Raw genomic sequence first — 15,717 nt, 5'->3', positions numbered from 1 at the left:
AAACCGCACTTTGATTGCTCAAAAGTGCGGTGGGTTCTACAAACAAATTTGGTTAATGATTAATCTCGCCTTCAATCGGCTTGATACTTTCATCAAATTCCGGTAACGGCTTGTGTTCGCTTGCAATGTAAGAGTAAATCACCGGCAACACAAACAAGGTAAACAGCGTACCGATTGCCAAGCCTGCAACGATCACGATACCGATACTGAAACGGGATACCGCGCCCGCGCCTGTTGCATAAAGCAACGGAATAAGACCTGCAATCATCGCGGCGGTGGTCATCAGAATCGGACGTAACCGCACTTTTGCCGCTTCGGTAATGGCTTCAATACGGGTTTTACCGTGATTTAGCTGCTCTTCTTTCGCCACTTCACACATCAAAATACCGTGTTTGGTGATTAAGCCGACCAGTGTAATCAAGCCCACTTGAGAATAGATGTTCAGGGTACTGCCCGCCACACCGATAAAGCCGAAGAAGTTCAGTGCCAACAATGCCCCACTGATCGCCAATGGTACGGAAATCATGATAACCAGCGGATCGCGAATGGATTCGAACTGAATCGCCAACACCAAGAAAATGATGATCACCGCCAACACGAAAGTCACCGCCAAGGCATTGCCTTCTTGCACCAACTGACGCGCTTCGCCTTTGAAGTCGTAATTATAACCTTGCGGTAACAAATCCGTCGCGCTGTCCTGCAACCATTGGATGGCATCGCCGATGGAAGAACCCGGCATTGGTACGGCGCTGATCACCGCAGAGTTTAACTGGCTGAAACGCGGTAAAGAGCTTGGTTGCGGTTCCAAGGTCATCGTGATTAAGCTGCTTAACGGAACGGAAGTGCCATTTGCTGCGCTGACATAGTAATTATTCCAGCTTTCCGGTGATAAACGGTTTTCACGTTTTACCTGGGAAATAATCTTATAGGCACGACCGTCAATATCCACACGCTCAACCGTCGCCGCAGAAAGGAAACTTCCCAATGTGGTACTGATTTGTTGCATGGTGATGCCGTAAGTGCTGGCTTTTTCACGGTCGATTTTAATGTGCATTTGTGCCGTATCAAATTTCAAATCCAAATCGGTGTAAACGAATTTACCTGATTTTTGCATGGCCTCTAAGAATTTGCCGGCGACATTCGCTAAATCTGCATAATCTTTCGAAGTACTGATCACGAAACCAATTGGCGGGCCTTGTTCCCCGGTGTCAATTTCCGGGAAGGCGAAGCCACTGACGGATACTTCAGGAATGGCTTTCGCTTTGTTGTTCAACTCGGCCAACACTTGCGCCTGGCTTTTAGAACGCTCGCTCCAATCTTTTAACGTCACCACGTTCAGGGATTGGTTGGTACTCGGCACACCGGAAATGGTCATGGCAAACTGTACCTCCGGCGTGTTGGTTAAGATTTCTTGATACGGCGCCATTGCTGCCTGCACGTAATCCACGTTCACGTTAGAAGGGGCAGAACCGATGGCAAGGAACGCGCCTTTATCTTCTGCCGGCGTGAGTTCGCTGGAAAGGGATTTAAACAGCACCGGCAACGTAGCAAAAATAATTGCCGCAAACACCAACATACATTTACGGTTCATCATCACTAAATCCAAAATGTACGCGTAAATATTATTGACCTTGGTTAAGGTGCGGTTCACACGTTCTTCCAATTTGCTTGGTTTGTCGTGATCTTTCAGCAATTTACTGGTCATCATCGGCGAAAGGGTCAACGCCACGATACCGGAAATAAACACCGCACCCGCAAGGGTTAAGGCGAACTCTTTGAACAAGGTTCCGGTAATTCCGCCCATTAACGCCATCGGAGAATATACCGCAATCAGGGCGATAGTCATGGAAATGACCGGCACGGCAATTTCACGGGTACCGATAATCGCCGCACGGAACGGCGTTTCACCGAGCTTAATGTGACGGTCTACGTTTTCCAATACCACAATGGCGTCATCCACCACCAAACCGATTGCCAAAATCAAGGCAAGTAAGGTCATCAGGTTAATGGAGAAATCCAGAGTTTGCAGCATCATGATTACCCCGATAAGGGAAATCGGAATGGTAATCACCGGAATCAAAATCGCACGGAAGGAACCGATAAACATGGTGATCACCACCAATACGATAATGGTCGCCTCAATAATAGTTTTCACCACTTCGTCGATGGAGTTATTAATGGCGATAGTGCGGTCATATAAAATGTCCGTTTGAATCGTATCCGGTAAATTATTTTTAATGCTTTCATACAACGGCAGGATTTTTTCCGCCACAGTTAACGGATTCGCGGAAGACGTCGGATTAATCGCCAACACCACGGAGTCGGAACCATTGGCAACCGCACGGGCATTATCGCTGGATTTATTCAGTTCAATATCCGCAATATCACGCAAGCGCACCAATTTATCGCCACTGGAATACACAATGAGCTTGCTTAATTCATCCACAGATTTGGTGGTGGTATCCACTTTGTTTTTATAGACCACGTAAAAACCGTTGTCGTTACCCGCTGCCGTTTGCACGTTATTTGCAGACAACGCGGACATCACTTGCGTCGCAGAAAGATTTTGCGCCGCCATTTTTTGCGGATCCAACCAAATACGTAGCGCGTATTCGGACGCACCGAAAATTTCGACACTCGCCACCCCTTCAACGGTAAAGAACTGCGGTTTTACCACACGCTGAATATAGTCGGTTACCTGGCTGGCATCTAATTTGTTGGAGCGGAAACTAATATACATAATCCCCGAACCACCGGTTGAAGAGGTCACAGTTGGGTCTTCAATACCGCTTGGTAACTCGGAACGCACGGAGTTAACCTTCGCCAGCACATCGGCAAGTGCCGCGTTCGGATCGGTATTTAACTTCATTTTCACCGTAATGGTAGAACTGCTAGGACTACTGGTGGAAGACATATAATCCACGTTGTCCGCCTGCGCTACCGCTTCTTCAATTTTCGAGGTAACAAACGCCTGAATCAAATTGGCATCCGCGCCGGGATAAGCGGTAGAAACCTGAATTACGGTTGTGGTCATTTTAGGATATTCACGCACCGCCAGTTTGGAAATCGCCTGCAAGCCAAGGATGATAATTAACAGGCTGATTGAAACCGCAAGTACCGGGCGTCGAATAAATATATCGGTAAATTTCATTCGCTATTCCTAATTAGAGGTTGGTTTTACTTGCCGGTTGAGTCGTACCCACGCCTTGTTTATCCGCAACAATCACTAAAGCGCCATTGCTTAAACTTTGCTGACCGCCGGTAATGATTTTGTCGCCGAATTTCACTTCATCGCCTTTTAATTGAGAATAAATCCCTTGGCGATCTTTGGTAAATACGGTGATTTGGTGGGCGCGATACATTTTGTTCACATCGCCTTGTTTGGCGAACTTCTCTTTTTCTTCGTCAGAAAGTGCGGTCAAAATATAAAGCGATTCGCCGTACATGTTGTAGCTCACCGCCACTTGCGGCACCACAATTTGATCGTATTCCGTCGGCAATGCCACGTTCAAACGGGTAAACATACCGGATAACAATTTTGCACCGTCTTCCGGCTCAAAAGTCGCCTGCACGTCAACCAAACCGGTAGAAGAACTGATTGCCGGCTCAATAGCGGTCACTTTCGCCGCAAAAGTTTCACCCAAGCGGGCATCGGCGGTTGCCGTGACTTTTTGACCAAGACGCAACTCATCCAACAAGTTTTGAGCAATAGAAAAATCCACTTTCATGGAACTGCGGTCTTCCACGCGCACGATTTCCGTACCGTTTGACACATATTGCCCCACATTCACTTTCACGATACCCGCTTTACCATCAAATGGCGCAAGGATTTGGCGACGTTCAACGGTGGCTTTTAAAGATTCCACGTTGGCAACCTGTGCATCATACGCCGCTTTCGCGTTGTCTAATTCCTGACGGGAAACACCGCCGCTTTTCGCTAAGTTTGCGTAACGTTGATAAGTTTGACGCAATGAAATCACTTGCGCTTCGGCAGCCTGCAAACTGGCACGTTCAACGGAACTGTCCAATTCCACCAGCAAATCGCCTTTTTTCACGGTTTGCCCGTTGGTGACTAAAACTTTGGAAATAGTACCCGCACTTTGCGCGCTCAACATGGCCCCCTGGTTCGGGCGCACCAACCCGGTAGTTTCAATTACCGGTGTCCATTGTTGCGCCGTGACGGTCATCGCCGTCACCGGAGACGGGGTTTCACCTTGATTGGCAAGGAAATCCGCAATGCCTTTTGATTTCATGTAATTCATCACAATCATGGCGACGAAAAGTAATACGAATACGCCCAAAGCCAGTTTCAAGAAGAAAACATGGGAACGCTTTGGTCTGTTGATTTGAGTGGAACTCATAAAAACTCCGTAAATATCTCTTAAGTAATTATTGATTTTTAACAGCACGCCAAGTCCGCTCAATCACGGACTCCAGCATCTCTGTTGAAACTTCTTGGGAAAAATGTGTATTTTTATCCGCAATGTTCAACGCACTAGCCAAAGAGATGGCAAATAAAATGTGCGCCGGCAAGTCGCATAATTCACCAGCTTCTTTGGCTTTCTCACAAAAATGAAACCAAACGCTGGTATTTTCCCATTCGCGGCATACTTGCGAAAAACCGGGCAAAGATTCATATTGCCCCATATTCGCCATGATAGTGGGTTCAGACTCTAAAAAGTGCCAGATATTCCACCACATTCTTCGATATTGTTGAAAAAACGGCTGTTTTTCGTCGTAACCGTCTTTCAGCACATCTTGAAAATTTCGGAAAATATATCGAGCAAACTGAGTCAGCAATTCATCTTTATTTTTAAAATAAATATAAATTGTCCCCGGTGAGATTTTCGCCTCTTTAGCAATCTTGTGCATTGACAAATTTGGCAAGCCCACCGTCGCCATCAGATCATTGGTGGCGGTGAAAATCCGCTCGATCATATCTGTTTCAGATTGATGCATAGTAAAAATAAAATTGAGTTAATCGTTAGACGTGCGGCAAACATGTTGCTCAGGTCGCACATTTAGGTAGGTTACAAACAGCAAATACATTAGCACTGAATGAACGTTCGTTCATTTTATTGATTTTTTCTTTTTTGGCAAGCTAAAAATAAAAAAGTGCGGTGATTTTTCACCGCACTTTTTCCGTTGCCCGATATATTACATGCCGATAACGACGCAACTAATCACACTTTTGGCTTTTTCCTGCATTTTCACCGCCGCATTACGATCGCCCGCCGGACCGACCACGACACGGTTCCAATCGGCGCTTTCGTTCACTCTTGCCGGTAAACCGAGCATTGCCAAACGCGCTTGTAAATTTTCTGCCTGCGCTTTATTTTTAAACGCGCCGCATTGCAAACCGTATCTTCTCTCACCGCTATTCGACACCGTGGTTTGTTGTGGCGCAGGAGATTGTTTTTGAGGCTGTTGCGGTTGTTGCACAGGCTCAGGTTTCTTCTGCGGTTCGGTTTTCACCGTTTGTTCCGCTTTTTTCTCCTCTTTCGGGGTTGCTTTTTTCGCTTCTACCACTTGAGGTTGCGGTTTTGTTTGTTGTTGCGGTTGTTGCTGAACAGCAGGTTGTGTTGCCGGCTGCTGTGTCGTTGCTTGTGCCGTCTGCTGAGTTTCCGCCGCTTTAGCTTTAGCTAATTCCGCCTGTTTTTGTTCTTCTTCCATCGCCTGCAAAATCTTGCGTTGCTCTTCCGTTAAACGCATATTTTTGTCTAACGATTTCGGGTTGTCATCAATAGGCACAGTGCGGGTTTCCAAGGCTTTAATATAGCTCCACACTTCTTCCGGACGATTTGGCAGCACGCTTTTCGGTTGGGCTTTTTCGGTGGTTTCCACCGGTTGAACGACATTTTCCGGCGCTTTTTCTTTCAATAAATAAAGTCCGAATGCAAACGCCGTCACAATCACCGCAGCAATCACAAATAACAAAGGCTTATTACTTTTTTTCTGTTTCTTCTTTTTCTTTGCGCCGCTACGGGCGGCGTAATCACGTTGTGCCACGATAAAACCTAACTCTCTAAAACCAATTAATAATGAAGTAAGTAAGAATGATAAAAATGTCGCTAATTCTACTGAAAAATTGCGCTATTGACTACCGCAATCCCAAATTAACTAGCTCAAATCCAGCGGATCCACGTCTAAAATCCACCGCACTTTTGTGGGTTGATCCGCCTGATAACGTCCGAATTCCGTCAGCACTTGTTGCAATACCATGCGGGACGGATGTTGCAGCAATAACTGCCAACGATATTGTCCCGCTTTTTTGCTAAACGGTGCGGGCATCGGACCGAGAATTTGTAACGCCGGCGCGACATCCCGTTTAATCTGCTGTAAGTATTCGACAAACTGCATCAGTAATTGTTCGGCATCTTCGCTGTGACGGCTTTGCGCTTTAAACAATGCCTGCGAACTAAAAGGCGGCAACCCCATACTTTTACGCAATGTCAAAGCGTTTTGCGTAAATTGGTTATAACCTTGTTGTAGCAAACTTTGCAACAGCGGATGTTCGGGATAATGGGTTTGCAAAAGCACTTCGCCCTGCTGCGCACCACGCCCTGCACGCCCCGCCACCTGCATATATAACTGCGCCAACCGCTCTCCTGCACGAAAATCCAATGAAAACAACGCACTATCGACGTTCACTAATGCCACCAAGGTGACATTCGGGAAATGATGCCCTTTCGCCAGCATTTGTGTACCGATAAGAATCTGACTTTTGCCTTGCTGAATATCGTCCAAGTAACCTTCCAGCTTGCCTTTGCGTGCGGTGGTGTCGCGATCGATACGGGCAATGCCGTAATTCGGAAAAACGGCTTTTAGCGTGTCTTCCAGCTGTTCCGTGCCTAAACCGGTAGTCATTAATTGGGTGGAACCGCAATTACCGCATTGGCGCGGAATCGGTTTCTGGGAAGCGCAATGATGGCAGCGCAGCACATGATGTTGCTGGTGATAAGTATAGGGTTTATCGCAGTGACGACATTCCGCCATCCAGCCGCATTCATGACACAACAGCACCGGCGCAAAACCGCGACGATTCAGAAACAACAATACCTGATTGCCTTTTTCCAAATGCGCCAGCATCCGTTTTAACAGGATGTCCGATAACCCGTTACGCATCGGTTGATGTTTTAAATCAATAAGTTGCTGCTGAAGTGCGGTGGAATTATTGGCTTTTTCCGATAAACACAAATGGCGATATTTGCCGCTTTGCACGTTATTCAGGCTTTCCAAACTTGGCGTTGCCGAGCCCATTAAAATCGGAATATTCAGCTGCTTGGCATAAACAACCGCCAGATCGCGCGCATGGTAACGCCAACCATCCTGCTGTTTGAAAGACGCGTCATGTTCTTCATCAATAATCATCGCGCCTAAATCGGCAAATTGGGTAAACAATGCGGATCGGGTGCCGATAACGACCGCACTTTGCCCACTGCGCGCCCGTTGCCACACTTGTAGTCTCTGGGTGTCGTTCAAATTGGAATGCAACACGTCAATCGCCACGTTAAACCGCGCCTGGAAACGTTGCACCGTTTGTGGCGTCAAGCCGATTTCCGGCACCAACACCAGAACCTGCTTACCTTGTTGCAAAATCTCTTCAATAAATTGCAAATAGATTTCCGTCTTGCCCGAACCGGTTACACCATCCAACAACCAAGCGGCAAAACCTTGGGTAAATTTAAGCTGACTGAACACCAACGCCTGTTGTTTGTTTAGCGTTAGCCGATCCGTTTTATTGACAATGGGCTTATCGGCTAATTGTTGCTGCCAAGTTTGGATTTCCGTTTCCACAGTCACTTCAGTGACATAATCTTTGGCTTTCAGCGCCGACCAAATTGCCGCACCAAAAGGATTATTACCCTTTTCCTGCCAATCATTCGCCGCCTGCAACGCCTCAAGCTGCTTCTTCGCGCGTTTCAATGCGCCTTGTGCCAACGCCTGCTCACCAAGTGCGGTCGTTTTCCAGAACGTTTTTTGTTTCTCCACCGCACTTTCGCCCTGCCGCAATTTCACCGGCAACGCCTGAATCAACACCTCGCCCAAAGGCGCATGATAATACCCCGCAGCCCAATGCAAAAACTGCCAACTTTGCGGAGAAAATAAAGACGCGTCATCAAGACAAGCCAGCACAGGTTTTAACTGCTCCGCCGACACATCCGTCTGCTCCACGACATCAACCACAATCCCCACGCGTTTCTGCGCCCCAAACGGCACCCACACCCGCGCCCCGACGACAACGTTCATGGACGCGGGGAGAATGTAGTCAAAATAGCGATGTAACGGCACGGGAAGTGCGATTCGGGCAAATGGCATGTTTATATATCTTGCAGATATTTACTTCTAAATTTACATTCAATATCGCTATGTCGATCATATTGATGAACAATACTTGCGATACAACCATTGGATAATAGAAGTTCATTCTTACTATTTAAGGATAGTGAATCCTCATGCATTGTTCCGATAGTTGAGATAATAGAGTCCATTGGTTGACATAAAGTTAGATTAGAAAGAAATTGATTACTATACAATAGCTTATTATGAATACCTTGATCATAATTTAAAGAGATCATTAACTCATAAGGAAGTTGCAAAAATTCATTAATCATAGTATTTAAATAATCTTCTATTGAGGAAACATCCCCCAACGTTACACCTGCACAGCAAATTTGATTATCACGTATACTATTTAAATATTTTTCTCCATAAACATCGACTATCCAACGGGAATTATAACTATCATCACCAATTTTTACGCTAGATGTTTCCAACCCTAAAAAAAGTCCATCTATTTTATTTAATGTAGGATCTGTTTGAAACACTACATCACGCGTATCAGTAAGAATTACATGAGTAAAATCATCTCTATTTTTAAGATATCTTAAATAATCAAAAAATCTAGCCACATGAGGATAGGAAAATTTATAAATAAATTTCTCTTTGTAACGAGGGATAGCCTTAATAACCCAAGAGGTTACTTTATTAATGTATCGTCTAAATTTCTTACTTATCTTTTTTTTATAAAATTTACCACTATCTGTTTCAATTAAATTAACTTTAAAAGGAAAATTAACTTCTGATAAATAAAGATTAAATTGATTAAGTTGAGAGGCATAAATAAAGAGCCCCACTTCACCATTGAAATTAATATATTTTAAACTACGCATAAACAGGTCAATATCTTCAGTAGTATACCCTGTTGCCGCTCCTAGTATTAATGTTTTATTAGATAAGACAGCCATATTACTCCAATAACGGTTATTTAAACTTGATGGGCGAACAAGTCTTATTAATTATCCGTCTTTTAAAACGATAAACTTCCCTCTGCAACTTTTCCCATAACGTTTTTTTAGATTGAATACATATATGATTTTGTTTCCGCTCTACCTCCAATTGGCTCTCCAAGGTAGATTTATTCATCAATTGTAACTCTTGAACACACAAAGCAGGAGCTAATTGATACACAGAGATTTTTTTTGAATTCAATAAATTATCAAAAAGAAGTAAATCAAGTGGTTGAAATTTCTTACCAGATAAACGAGGAACCATACCTAACAAATATTTAGCCATAGGCTGCGATAATGTATAAGCAGCTGCACCAAAGTGAACGGACCTTAACAGTAAAAATTCTCTATTATGATAGCTAGTTATTTGACTACTTTTCGCCTTAATAGGCATTAAAAATGTTTCCAACATGAATAATAAATTTTGAAGATAAATCAAAGCGTTGTACAAGCCACTTATCTTGCGAGAGAAAATGATCAGCATTTTCGCCCAAGTAGATATCATCCTCAAAAATATTAATATATGGTAGATCCTCATCAATACATTTCTTCCATAACTCAAGATGGCTCATAAAGCACGCTTTTTCACCATTCGTAAAAGTCGTTTCATCTAACTGGGGCAAATTCCACTGAATCAATGAATCTAATTCAGGTGATGGTGTAAAGGCATCAAAAAATTCAAAAGGAATATTTTGACGACCAAATTGTTCGATGATGTGGTTTCTGCGTTTATCCGCAGTTGGAATGCTGATAACAAAATTTTTATTTTCTGTGAAATTCATAGAGATACATAAAATTAAGCCTTAGGTCAGGCGCTATCTTACTATCTTAAGACAATGAAATGAATATCTCTGCTCACAAAAAAGAGAAAGCCATCTCTGGATAGAGTAGCTTGAATTGGGCTATTTTTTTCTGTAAAATTCGCAACCTTACACACAAGCGTGCCATTTTGTAATGGCGTAATATTAATCTCATGCGGTGTCAGGGATTGCTTCTGCGATTGGCTTGATAGCGGCATGGCTTCAAATTTGAGGTTTTCTATGAAACAAGGTATTCATCCTGAATATAAAGAAATTACTGCAACCTGTTCTTGCGGTAACGTGATCAAAACCCGTTCAACCTTAGGCAAAGACATCAACCTTGATGTGTGTGGTAACTGCCACCCGTTCTATACAGGTAAACAACGTGTTGTTGACACCGGCGGTCGCGTTGAACGCTTTAACAGCCGCTTCAAAATTCCAGGTACAAAATAATCTGAATTTTAGCCCTCGCGATTGCGGGGGTTATTTCTATTTGACTTAAGGTAATGTGTTTATGGACAGCGCATACAATCTCCCGCCCATCTTTGTTATCAGCTTAAAAAACTCTCCCCGTCGTGAATTTATGGCAAAGCGCTTAAATGGGCTTGGTTTGCAATTTGAATTTTTTGATGCGGTTTATGGAAAAGCATTAAGTGAAGAAGAAATTGCCAAGGTGGATTATCAGTATTATCAGGATTTTGATAATAAACGCCTGACGCTCGGGGAAATCGGGTGCGCGCTAAGTCATATTCAAGTATATGAACACATTAAAAAGAATAACATTGCCGAAGCCATCATTTTGGAAGATGATGCGATTGTCTCTACGCACTTTAAAGCCATTCTGCAAGCAACTCTTGAGAAATTGCCTTCCCGTTATGAAATTCTGTTTTTCGATCATGGGAAAGCCAAATCTTACCCGTTAATTAAGAAAAATTTGCCGGAGGGCTATAAATTGGTTCGCTATCGCTACCCTTCAAAAAACTCCCGCCGTTCTATCATGAAAGCCACGGCTTATATGGTAAATCGCGCAGGCATAGAAAAACTCTTAAAGTACGCTTATCCTTTACGAATGCCGGCAGATTTCGTGACAGGTTTTATTCAAAAAACACATATTCATGCGTATGGCGTTGAGCCGTCCTGTGTTTTTGAAGGTTTGGCGGTTGAAAGTGAAATCAATTCTATTGAAGATCGGTATAAGAAAGTATAAATGAAAGCATTACTCCGAAAAATCCGTTTAGCCTTAGGTAAGAGATTATTAGATAAAAAAGTCCACGGACAGCCTTTGCCTGTAAATCCTAAAATCATTGTGCTACAACAAGACGGTAAAATCGGGGATTATATTGTCAGCTCATTTATTTTTAGAGAGTTGAAACGACATAACCCACAAGCGTTGGTGGATGTGGTATGTTCACCGAAGAATGCCAATTTATTTGAACAAAATCCATGCGTTGATCGTTGCTTTATCTTAAATAGAAAAGAACGTTGTGCTTACAGCAAAATGGGAAAACTGCTCTCACATGAATACTATGATGTTTTAATCAACTTGCCGGTATTATTACGAAATCGCGATTTATGGCTTACGCGTTTAATTAATGCTAAAAATAATATTGGTTATAAAAAACAAAACTATAAACTATTTAATTTAAATGTCACACAAGAGCAGTTACATTTTTCCCAAGTGTATGCGGAAGCTATTAAATTATGTGGTGTAAAAAATATCAACCTCGACTATGACATTCCAAATTATAGTAATAAAAAAGAAGATATTGCGAACTTTATTCAAGAGAATAAACTTGACAAATGCATTGCCATTAATTTTTTTGGCGCAGCCGGATCCAGGAAATTTACAGCGCAAAACATTTGTCGATTTATTGAAAAACTCCAAAAAGAAGATAAGAAAATTCTATTATTAACTTACCCTGAAGTTACGCCTTTGTTAAAAGATATTTCAGAGAAATATCATAATGCATTTATCTACGAAAAGACTGAAAATATTTTTGATACCATCGCACTACTTCACTATACTAGCCTTATCATTTCCCCTGACACATCTATTATTCATATTGCAGCAGGGTTAAATAAAAAGATCATCGGTTTCTATAAATTATCTGATAAAGAAAACTTTACACATTGGAATCCGAACTGTAAAAATAACACGTACATTCTCAATTTCATCGAAAATATTAATGAAATATCGCCTGATGAAATCAAATCGGAATGGTTAAAATAAATTAATTTCATGTCAATAATAAAAAAACTCATTGCTAAATTAGCAGGAAAAAGAAAAGAAGAGAAAATCGACTTAATGGCAATCAAATCGGTTTTATTAAAACCGATTGGTGATGCGATTGGCGATGCTGTTGCTCATACTGCACATTTGAAACAGCTAAAACTTACTAATCCGGAACTGATTATTGGTGTGCTCGTTACCGAGAGAAACAGAGATATTTTTGCCTATTCCGATTTGGTTGATGTTCTTCTTGAAGACAAACCCTCTACTTATATTTCACAATGGCATAAATGGGATCTTTATCTTGATTTTCAGCCGACTTATACAACCAAGTCTATACTTTCAGAAAAACTGTTATCTCCAAAATATATTATCGTTTTTAATAAGAAAGATAAGAAAAACTATAATTTAGATACGGTTAAAAATTATAATTTTGCCTGTCCACAAAATGACACGACACATATTGCAGATTATTTAAATCATTCTGTCATTTCTTCTTATTTAGATCCAAAATCTGCCGAATATACGTTGGCAAATCAAGAAACTATTAGATTTGAAGTGCTTTGGGGAGATAAATTCAGAATATTATTGGCGCCGGAAGGTAGCACAAGAATAATACCGGTAAATGAGTTCGCTGAATTATTAAACTCGCTTTCTCCGGAAATATTAGAAAATGCACTTTTTGTACTCACAAATACAAAAGAAAGCGCTACTTATTTTGAAGAATTAATGTCGTTGTGCTGCGATGGAATTCAGATAAAATTATCCCCTAAAACAACAATTCAGGAATATATCCAACTGGTTTCTTCTGCGGATTTAATTATTGGTGTTGATAGCGGAACGATTCATCTTGCAACCGCATTACAGAAAAAAGTTTTAGCATTTTATGCATGGAATATCGCTAACTTTTGTCGCTGGCAACCAAAAGGTCATGCGAATATTCCTTATAAAGCAATTATGAGCAAAACAGAAAGTGATTCAAATAATCACACCCGCGATTTTCCGATGGATGAGGCGGCAAATTGGATAAATGAATTATTCCAAACCACTTCCATTAAATAAAATCTAGCTCTTCTTCTGACATTTCGGGCAATAAAAACTATTTCGTTGCCCGATGATTAAACTCTCGATTTTCGTACCGCACTTTGGACAAGGTTTGCCTTTGTTGCCATAAACTAATAATTCTTGCGCAAAATAGCCCGGTCTGCCGTCAGGTTGGAGGAAATCTTTCAGCGTGGTTCCGCCTTGCTCAATGGCTTTGGCAAGCACCGATTTGATGGTGTCCACCAAACGTTCGCATTGTTTACGGGTTAAATTTGCCGCAAGTTTCATGGGGTGTAACCCGCACAAAAAGAGACTTTCGTTGGCATAAATATTACCGACGCCCACCACCACGGCGTTATCCATTAAAAAGGTTTTAAGTGCGGTCGTTTTTTTGCGTGATTTTTTGAAGAGATAGTCTGCGTTGAATTCGTCAGAGAGCGGTTCCGGGCCGAGTTTTAGGAATAAATGAAACTCTTCCGGCTTCTCCGTCCACAGCCAAGCGCCGAAACGGCGGGGATCGTTATAGCGCAACAATTTGCCGTTATTCATCACGATATCAAGATGATCGTGTTTATCAATGGGACTATCGTGAGGAACGATACGCACCGTGCCCGACATGCCAAAATGCCCGACGATATAACCTTGTTCTGTGTGTATTACCAGATATTTTGCGCGACGGGTGAGATCCAGAACTTTGACGTTATGCAATTCCATCAATTCCGGCGACACCACCCAGCGTAATTTTGGCTGACGCACCACGATTTTTTCAATTACATAATCTTTCAGATAAGGACTCACGCCGCGCAGGGCGGTTTCGACTTCGGGTAGTTCGGGCATAATTACTCCATTAGATACAAAAAAACCCGAACAGTGTCGGGTTTTTCGATTCGTGCAAAATTATTTGATTTTTGCTTCTTTATAAACAACGTGTTTACGCACAACCGGATCAAATTTTTTGATTTCCATTTTTTCAGGCATATTACGTTTGTTTTTTGTTGTTGTGTAGAAGTGACCTGTTTCTGCAGTAGAAACTAAACGGATTTTCTCACGAGCACCTTTTGCTGCCATTTGTTAGCTCCTTAGATTTTCTCGCCACGAGCACGGATTTCAGCTAACACTGCATCAATGCCTTTTTTATCAATAATACGCATACCTTTTGCGGTTAAGCGTAATGTTACGAAACGGTTTTCACTTTCAACCCAGAAACGGTGTGTGTGAAGGTTAGGAAGAAAACGACGACGAGTCGCGTTCATTGCGTGAGAGCGGTTGTTACCCACTGCCGGACGCTTGCCTGTTACTTGACAGACTCTAGACATATTAATCTCCAATAATGAAATATAAGCTCGAGCTTACGGTTCGGAATACCTCAAAATAAATTTTGAGTGACCTCGTCAGGTCGCAACCCGACCCGCATACTATATTAAAGGTCGTGCATTATACTCACTTTATCCTGCATTCTCAAGCCTAAATCCTGAATTCGCCAACAGAAAATCTAAAATTTATGTAAAAGTGCGATGGATTTTAAAGAAGATTTTGTTCCGCAAAGGAAAAATAGTCGCCTTTACCAATAACAAAATGATCCAGCACGCGAATTTCCAGTAATTCCGCCGCTTGTTTGATGGCGTTGGTAATTTGCCGATCGGAGAAACTAGGCTCCGCCACGCCGGAAGGGTGATTGTGCGCCAAAATGATCGCCGCCGCATTGCAAGCCAAGGCTTCTTTAATCACTTCAAGCGGATACACCATCGCCTTATTGATCGTACCAAAAAACAGGCGCTCCTGCTTGATCAACCGATGTTGGCTATCCAGAAAAAGCACCATGAAAATTTCCCGTTCAATATTTTCCAGCTCCGTTTGCAGATACATTTTTACCGTGTCGGATGACGTAAAACAATGGTTTTCCTTTAATTCCGCCAGTAAATAACGGCGGGTCATTTCCGTGCAGGCTTGTAGCTGAATAAACTGCGTAATGCCAATGCCTTTTACCGCGCAAAACTGCTTTTGATCGGCACTAATCAATGCGCGTAACGAACCGAAATGTTGAAGCACGTTTTTTGATAATTGCATCACGGAGCAATCCTTAATGCCCGTACGCAAAAAAATCGCCAGCAACTCATCGTCCGATAAGGCTGCCGCACCCTGTTTTAATAGCTTTTCTCTTGGCATTAATGTTTCATTCATTTGTCAAACCTTTCCAATAAACAAAAGATTTGCCATTAATTCATAAGGTTAGCGAAAATGAGAAAACGCTATCTAAAAGATGGAAGCGGGATCGCAAAAATAAGATTTTTTATTGAATAATAATTCAAGTAGAATAAGCGAATTCGTCTCCGAGTTGGTCAATTCATGGGAT

16 protein-coding genes are annotated in these 15,717 nt (G+C 42.3%); 4 read left to right on the top strand and 12 right to left on the bottom strand.

From position 1 onward, the window contains the following. Nucleotides 1–52 precede the first annotated feature (52 nt). From acrB to DK430_RS13410, 8 genes are all read right to left on the bottom strand, one after another. Nucleotides 53–3,151 (bottom strand): multidrug efflux RND transporter permease subunit AcrB, encoded by a 3,099-nt coding sequence (gene acrB / locus DK430_RS09750; protein WP_109078868.1) that lies wholly within the window; start codon nt 3,149–3,151, stop codon nt 53–55. A 13-nt stretch (nt 3,152–3,164) separates the two neighbouring features. Then, on the bottom strand, nt 3,165–4,361 hold the full coding sequence (acrA, locus tag DK430_RS09745; protein WP_109078867.1) for a multidrug efflux RND transporter periplasmic adaptor subunit AcrA: 1,197 nt from the start codon (nt 4,359–4,361) through the stop codon (nt 3,165–3,167). A gap of 28 nt (nt 4,362–4,389) precedes the next feature. After that, on the bottom strand, nt 4,390–4,959 hold the full coding sequence (locus DK430_RS09740; RefSeq protein ID WP_109078866.1) for a TetR/AcrR family transcriptional regulator: 570 nt from the start codon (nt 4,957–4,959) through the stop codon (nt 4,390–4,392). A gap of 198 nt (nt 4,960–5,157) precedes the next feature. Then, nucleotides 5,158–6,009 (bottom strand): cell division protein FtsN, encoded by an 852-nt coding sequence (gene ftsN / locus DK430_RS09735; RefSeq protein WP_109078865.1) that lies wholly within the window; start codon nt 6,007–6,009, stop codon nt 5,158–5,160. A 111-nt stretch (nt 6,010–6,120) separates the two neighbouring features. After that, nucleotides 6,121–8,319 carry a primosomal protein N' gene (priA, locus tag DK430_RS09730; protein WP_109078864.1) on the bottom strand — a complete coding sequence of 733 codons (2,199 nt, stop codon included), beginning with the start codon at nt 8,317–8,319 and terminating at the stop codon, nt 6,121–6,123. A 2-nt stretch (nt 8,320–8,321) separates the two neighbouring features. Then, nucleotides 8,322–9,248, bottom strand: coding sequence for a hypothetical protein (locus tag DK430_RS09725; RefSeq protein ID WP_109078863.1), 927 nt, complete (start codon nt 9,246–9,248; stop codon nt 8,322–8,324). A gap of 16 nt (nt 9,249–9,264) precedes the next feature. Beyond that, on the bottom strand, nt 9,265–9,702 hold the full coding sequence (locus tag DK430_RS13415; RefSeq protein WP_204352539.1) for a glycosyltransferase family 25 protein: 438 nt from the start codon (nt 9,700–9,702) through the stop codon (nt 9,265–9,267). Beyond that, nucleotides 9,674–10,072 carry a glycosyltransferase family 25 protein gene (locus tag DK430_RS13410; protein WP_204352538.1) on the bottom strand — a complete coding sequence of 133 codons (399 nt, stop codon included), beginning with the start codon at nt 10,070–10,072 and terminating at the stop codon, nt 9,674–9,676. Before DK430_RS13410 ends, DK430_RS13415 begins: the two co-directional genes overlap by 29 nt. 258 nt (nt 10,073–10,330) lie before the next feature. Here DK430_RS13410 and rpmE point away from each other — a divergent pair, with 258 nt between their 5' ends. The 4 genes from rpmE to DK430_RS09700 all read left to right on the top strand — a co-directional run bounded on the left by rpmE (nt 10,331) and on the right by DK430_RS09700 (nt 13,382). Beyond that, nucleotides 10,331–10,543 (top strand): 50S ribosomal protein L31, encoded by a 213-nt coding sequence (rpmE, locus tag DK430_RS09715; RefSeq protein ID WP_077424927.1) that lies wholly within the window; start codon nt 10,331–10,333, stop codon nt 10,541–10,543. A gap of 61 nt (nt 10,544–10,604) precedes the next feature. Next, a complete protein-coding gene (locus tag DK430_RS09710; protein ID WP_109078862.1) occupies nt 10,605–11,297 on the top strand; it encodes a glycosyltransferase family 25 protein in 693 nt (230 codons plus the stop codon). Then, on the top strand, nt 11,298–12,320 hold the full coding sequence (locus DK430_RS09705) for a glycosyltransferase family 9 protein (protein ID WP_109078861.1): 1,023 nt from the start codon (nt 11,298–11,300) through the stop codon (nt 12,318–12,320). 9 nt (nt 12,321–12,329) lie between these two features. Next, complete coding sequence (locus DK430_RS09700) at nt 12,330–13,382, top strand: glycosyltransferase family 9 protein (RefSeq protein WP_109078860.1); 1,053 nt, start codon at nt 12,330–12,332, stop codon at nt 13,380–13,382. Nucleotides 13,383–13,385: 3 nt separating this feature from the next. Here DK430_RS09700 and mutM read toward each other — a convergent pair whose 3' ends face one another. The 4 genes from mutM to radC all read right to left on the bottom strand — a co-directional run bounded on the left by mutM (nt 13,386) and on the right by radC (nt 15,545). Then, nucleotides 13,386–14,201 (bottom strand): DNA-formamidopyrimidine glycosylase, encoded by an 816-nt coding sequence (mutM, locus tag DK430_RS09695; protein WP_109078859.1) that lies wholly within the window; start codon nt 14,199–14,201, stop codon nt 13,386–13,388. 60 nt (nt 14,202–14,261) lie between these two features. Next, entirely contained in the window at nt 14,262–14,432 is a 171-nt protein-coding gene (gene rpmG / locus DK430_RS09690) for a 50S ribosomal protein L33 (RefSeq protein ID WP_005544948.1), read from the bottom strand. A gap of 11 nt (nt 14,433–14,443) precedes the next feature. After that, nucleotides 14,444–14,680 (bottom strand): 50S ribosomal protein L28, encoded by a 237-nt coding sequence (rpmB, locus tag DK430_RS09685; RefSeq protein ID WP_005542826.1) that lies wholly within the window; start codon nt 14,678–14,680, stop codon nt 14,444–14,446. Between the two features lie 205 nt (nt 14,681–14,885). Next, nucleotides 14,886–15,545, bottom strand: coding sequence for a RadC family protein (gene radC / locus DK430_RS09680; protein WP_109078858.1), 660 nt, complete (start codon nt 15,543–15,545; stop codon nt 14,886–14,888). Between the last annotated feature and the right edge of the window lie 172 nt (nt 15,546–15,717).

It is taken from the genome of Aggregatibacter kilianii (assembly GCF_003129965.1).
GTDB classification, from domain to species: Bacteria; Pseudomonadota; Gammaproteobacteria; order Enterobacterales; family Pasteurellaceae; genus Aggregatibacter; species Aggregatibacter kilianii_A.
This window is presented reverse-complemented; position numbering and strand designations above follow the sequence as displayed.

Bases quoted from the DNA above. Each gene is read 5' to 3' on its own strand.
- DK430_RS09700 (WP_109078860.1), top strand. From the start codon at position 12,330: ATGTCAATAATAAAAAAACTCATTGCTAAATTAGCAGGAAAAAGAAAA.
- DK430_RS13415 (WP_204352539.1), bottom strand. From the start codon at position 9,702: ATGTTGGAAACATTTTTAATGCCTATTAAGGCGAAAAGTAGTCAAATA.
- DK430_RS09705 (WP_109078861.1), top strand. From the start codon at position 11,298: ATGAAAGCATTACTCCGAAAAATCCGTTTAGCCTTAGGTAAGAGATTA.
- mutM (WP_109078859.1), bottom strand. From the start codon at position 14,201: ATGCCCGAACTACCCGAAGTCGAAACCGCCCTGCGCGGCGTGAGTCCT.
- DK430_RS09725 (WP_109078863.1), bottom strand. From the start codon at position 9,248: ATGGCTGTCTTATCTAATAAAACATTAATACTAGGAGCGGCAACAGGG.
- rpmE (WP_077424927.1), top strand. From the start codon at position 10,331: ATGAAACAAGGTATTCATCCTGAATATAAAGAAATTACTGCAACCTGT.
- priA (WP_109078864.1), bottom strand. From the start codon at position 8,319: ATGCCATTTGCCCGAATCGCACTTCCCGTGCCGTTACATCGCTATTTT.
- DK430_RS09710 (WP_109078862.1), top strand. From the start codon at position 10,605: ATGGACAGCGCATACAATCTCCCGCCCATCTTTGTTATCAGCTTAAAA.
- DK430_RS09740 (WP_109078866.1), bottom strand. From the start codon at position 4,959: ATGCATCAATCTGAAACAGATATGATCGAGCGGATTTTCACCGCCACC.
- acrB (WP_109078868.1), bottom strand. From the start codon at position 3,151: ATGAAATTTACCGATATATTTATTCGACGCCCGGTACTTGCGGTTTCA.
- rpmG (WP_005544948.1), bottom strand. From the start codon at position 14,432: ATGGCAGCAAAAGGTGCTCGTGAGAAAATCCGTTTAGTTTCTACTGCA.
- acrA (WP_109078867.1), bottom strand. From the start codon at position 4,361: ATGAGTTCCACTCAAATCAACAGACCAAAGCGTTCCCATGTTTTCTTC.
- radC (WP_109078858.1), bottom strand. From the start codon at position 15,545: ATGAATGAAACATTAATGCCAAGAGAAAAGCTATTAAAACAGGGTGCG.
- DK430_RS13410 (WP_204352538.1), bottom strand. From the start codon at position 10,072: ATGAATTTCACAGAAAATAAAAATTTTGTTATCAGCATTCCAACTGCG.
- rpmB (WP_005542826.1), bottom strand. From the start codon at position 14,680: ATGTCTAGAGTCTGTCAAGTAACAGGCAAGCGTCCGGCAGTGGGTAAC.